Raw genomic sequence first — 4173 nt, 5'->3', positions numbered from 1 at the left:
GGAGGGGGGTGTCCAGAAGCCGGTGGCCGTCAGTGGTTCGTCTTCTATGTCGAAGGGATCGGGTTCGGTTTCGGTGGCGCGGCGCAGGGCGGACAGGAGTTGGTCTCTGCCCCGTCCGTTCCACTGGAGGATGAGGAACGGGTCGTCGTCGAATGCCTCCGCCAGGAGGTAGAGGACGGCCGCCGCGTGTTTGCACGGGTCGCCCCAGTCGGGGCAGTCGCACATCAGGTGCAGGTCGGAGGCCGTGGCGGGAAAGAGGGCGAGGCCCAGCTCGGCGAAGACCCACTCGATCTCCGGGGGCATCTCACCGGCGAGGAGGCGTGCGCGGAACACCGCGCGGGACGCCAGTTCCTTCTCCACGGCGCGCCAGTCGTCAGCGTCGATCGCGTCGATGCTGAGCGCCACCTCGTAGGGGTCTGGCGCTGAGCCGTGGACTTTCGCGGTCACCTCGTAGGGCTGGACCTTCAGGTCGAACACGTTGCCCTTGCGGGCGTAGGTGCGCCCGCGCTGGAGGCGGCCCTTGTCGGCGAACGACTCGACCAGGTCGATGAAGCGGCGGGACCACCATTGCGTGCCGATCGAGCCGCGCTTGTTGCGGGCCCTGATGCCTTCGACGCCCTCGTCCATCAGTCGCTCACCGCCTCGGGGGACAGGCGCAGGACGTCGCGGAGTTCGGCGACGGACAGTTCGGTCAGCCATTCTTCGCCGGTGCCGACGATCGACTCGGCGAGGGCCTTCTTGCGTTCGATCATCTCGTCGACGCGCTCTTCCATGGTGCCGACGCAGATGAACTTGCGGACCTGCACGTTCTTCGTCTGGCCGATGCGGAACGCGCGGTCGGTGGCCTGGTCTTCGACGGCGGGGTTCCACCAGCGGTCGACGTGCACGACGTGGTTGGCGGCGGTCAGGGTCAGGCCCGTTCCGGCGGCCTTGAGTGAGAGCAGGAAAACGGAGGGCTCGGTGTCGTTCTGGAATTGCTGGACGAGGTCGTCGCGTGCCTGCTTGGACGTCCCGCCGTGCAGCCAAAGGACCGGCCGTTCGAGGCGTGCGGCCAGATAGGGCTGGAGCATCGAGCCGAACTCGGCGTACTGGGTGAAGACCAAGACCTTCTCGCCCTGCTCCAGGACCTCGGTGCAGATCTCCTCCAGGCGTTCGAGCTTGCCGGAGCGGCCCGGGAGGCGTGAGCCGTCCTTGAGCAGGTGTGCCGGGTGGTTGCAGACCTGCTTGAGCTTGGCCATCGTCGCCAGGACGAGCCCGCGCCGCTTGCTCTCCTCGGCCTCGGCGATCTGCTGGAGCATGTCGTCCACGGTCGCCTGGTAGAGCGACGCCTGCTCGGTGGTGAGGTTGCAGTAGACCTTGATCTCCTGCTTCTCCGGCAGGTCGGAGATGATCGACTTGTCGGTCTTCAGGCGGCGCAGGATGAACGGCTGTGTCGCCCGCTTCAGGCCGAGCGCGGCTTGTTCGTCGCCCTCGCGCTCGATCGGGATGGCGAACCGCTGCCGGAACGCGCTGCGCGGCCCGAGCAGGCCCGGGTTCGCGAACTCCATGATCGACCACAGTTCGGTCAGGTGGTTCTCGACCGGGGTGCCGGTGAGCGCGATCCGGCTGCGCGCCGGGATGCTCCGCACCGCGCGAGCCTGCCGCGTCCCGCTGTTCTTGAGCGCCTGCGCCTCGTCGCAGATCACCCGCTCCCACTCGATCGGCGCGAGCATCTCCGCGTCCCGTGTCGCCGTCCCGTAGGTGGTCAGGACCAGGTCGGCGCCTGATACGGCCTCGACGAGGTCTTCGCCGCGGTGCCGTCCCGTCCCGTGGTGGACGTACACGCGCAGCTTCGGCGTGAACCGGGCCGCCTCCCGCTGCCAGTTCCCCACCAGCGACATCGGCAGGATCGCGAGTGTCGGGTCAGGGCGGGCACCGTTCTCCCGCTCGTGAATCAAAAGCGACAAAACCGAAATGGTCTTACCTAGGCCCATGTCGTCGGCAAGTAGTGCACCCAGCCCCAGATCGTTCATGAAGGTCAGCCAGGCCAGGCCGCGTTCCTGGTAGGGGCGGAGCACCGCGTCCAGCTCGTCCGGCGTGCTCATGGGGGTGAGGCGGCGGTCGGCTTCGCCTGAGAGCAGGTCGCCGAGCGGGCCGCCCGCGTCCACGTCGGTGAGTGGGAGGGTGTCGTCGCCCGCGTGGATGATGGCGCGGATCGCCTCGGCGGCGGTCATCCGGCCCCGGCGCGGGTGGCGGAGGAAGTCGAGGGCGGCTTCGAGTTGCCGCTCGTCCAGTTCGACCCACTGGCCGCGCAGGCGGACGAGCGGCGTCTTCAGGCGGGCCAGCTCCTCCAGTTCGGCCTCGTCGATGCTCTCGTCGCCGATGGCCAGGTCCCAGCGGAAGTCGACCATGGCCTTCAGGTCGAAGCCCGAGGGCGCCGCCGCGCCGGACGATGCCTCCGGGTCCTCGTTGCCGGTCGTCAGCTTCATGCCGAGCTTCGCCTTGCCCGCCCACTGGGGGAGCAGGACGCCGAACCCGGCGGCGGCGAGCATCGGTGCGGCCTGGCGGAGGAAGCGGAACGCGCCCGCCGTGTCGAGGAGCAGTTCGGAGGGCGCCGGGCCGTCGAGGGCCGGCGCCATGTCGGGGAACAGGCGCAGGGCGCGGCCCAGGCCGCCGAGGAGGGTCTCCTCGGCGTCGGCGATCGAGGTGGCCTCGCCTTCCCACACCATCGCGGCGGGGACGTAGAGGCTCGGGTCGTCGGTGCCCTGGAGGGCGAACTCGACACGCCAGGAATCGTCGTCGCGGGGCTCGTCGGCGTCCTGGAGCTCGTCGGCCTCGCCGAACTCCTCGGCGCCCGGTTCGGCGAGGCGGAAGCAGACGCGGAGGGGGCCGGACGGGCGGCGCGCGGCGGCGGCCCAGGCGTCCAGCTCGGCGATCAGGTCGCCGGGGTCGTCGCGCGGCTCGCGGGCGACCGCGGCGGACGGGCCGGTCAGCGCCAGCACCCAGCGTTCGGCGAGCGGCAGCCGGTCGGGCTCCTTGCGCCGCGACACCAGCAGCGGATGCGGCACCACGCCCCGCACGGCCGTGTCGACCAGGCCGGACAGCGCCTCCCGCAGCACCTCGGCGGCGGGACGCCCACCGTCGGCGGCGCGGCATGCGGCGGGCATGGCGCGGGCCAGGGCGCGGAACCGTGCCGGGTCGTCGATCACCGGGCGCCAGCGGGCGACGAGGTCGCCCTCCTCGCGCAGCAGGGCGGGCAGGACGTGGCCGCGCTCGGTGAGGCTGACGGCCTCGTCCGCGAGCATGCACAGGAAGCGCAGGTCGGTGCCCGGGACCACGTCGGCGCTGTGCTCGGCGGCCTGGAGCAGCGCCATCGCGGGGAACGCTTCGAGGACGAGCGCCGGCACCCGCCACGGACGCAGCTCCGGCTCGTCCCGCACGGGTTCGGGGCCGAGTTCGGCGGACGGCAGCGGGTGGCCGCCGAGGGTGGGCAGCGACATCGTCAGCTCGACACGGAACGCGGTACGGACGAGCGGCTCGTAGGAGGTCCCGGCGAAGTCGCAGGTCGCGAAGGGGTGGACGCCGGGTGACGACTCGTGCGGACCGGTGCGTTCGGCCCACAGGCAGAGCGCACCGCCATGCCAGGTGGCGTGGGCGACGAGCATGGTCCACGAAGCTACCAGCAGCCTCCGACGTTCCGCCCGGCACAGCGGTCGCGCAATCTGACAGCCGCCACTCAGACAATTCTCATAAGGGTCAAATACCGCTTTCACCCGCCGCCTGGAGGCTCCCGTCATCTCACTCGATGAGGAGGCTCCCGATGGCAGACGGCGGAAACCAGGAACGGCGCGGCGTGAGCCGCCGCGCGGCGCTCACCGCGATGGGCGGCGCGGGGCTCGGCGCGGTCGGCGCGGTCGCCGGCGGCGTCGCGCTGGCCGACGGTGCGGACGGCAAGACCGGCATCCCGGTGGCGGACGTGGCGAACGGGACGAAACCGGCGTGCGTGCTGTCCCCGGAGACGACCGAGGGCCCGTACTACCTCGACTACGAGATGGTCCGCCGCGATGTCACCGAGGACCGTCCGGGCATCCCGATGATGCTGCGGGTCGCGGTCGTGGACACCTCCGCGGGATGCCGTCCCGTCAAGCGCGCCGCCGTGGACATCTGGCACTGCGACGCTGGCGGCGTCTACTC

At 71.0% G+C, this 4173-nt stretch carries 2 protein-coding genes and 1 pseudogene; 1 reads left to right on the top strand and 2 read right to left on the bottom strand.

Annotation, left to right across the window (positions count from 1 at the left end):
* A partial coding sequence (locus E1293_RS45090) for an SWIM zinc finger family protein (RefSeq protein ID WP_132206003.1) occupies positions 1-627 on the bottom strand: 627 nt, incomplete at its 3' end.
* The gene (locus tag E1293_RS45085) at positions 627-3644 is read right to left on the bottom strand and encodes a DEAD/DEAH box helicase (protein WP_132206001.1); all 3018 of its coding nucleotides are present in this window, start codon (positions 3642-3644) and stop codon (positions 627-629) included. The genes E1293_RS45085 and E1293_RS45090, both read right to left, overlap by 1 nt.
* A gap of 155 nt (positions 3645-3799) precedes the next feature.
* On the opposite strand from E1293_RS45085, the pseudogene E1293_RS45080 reads away from it, so the two are divergent.
* Positions 3800-4173, top strand: a pseudogene (locus E1293_RS45080) (hypothetical protein); the annotation flags it as partial.

The organism is Actinomadura darangshiensis (genome assembly GCF_004349235.1).
Classification (GTDB): domain Bacteria; phylum Actinomycetota; class Actinomycetes; order Streptosporangiales; family Streptosporangiaceae; genus Spirillospora; species Spirillospora darangshiensis.
This window is presented reverse-complemented; position numbering and strand designations above follow the sequence as displayed.

Bases quoted from the DNA above. Each gene is read 5' to 3' on its own strand.
- E1293_RS45085 (WP_132206001.1), bottom strand. From the start codon at position 3,644: ATGCTCGTCGCCCACGCCACCTGGCATGGCGGTGCGCTCTGCCTGTGG.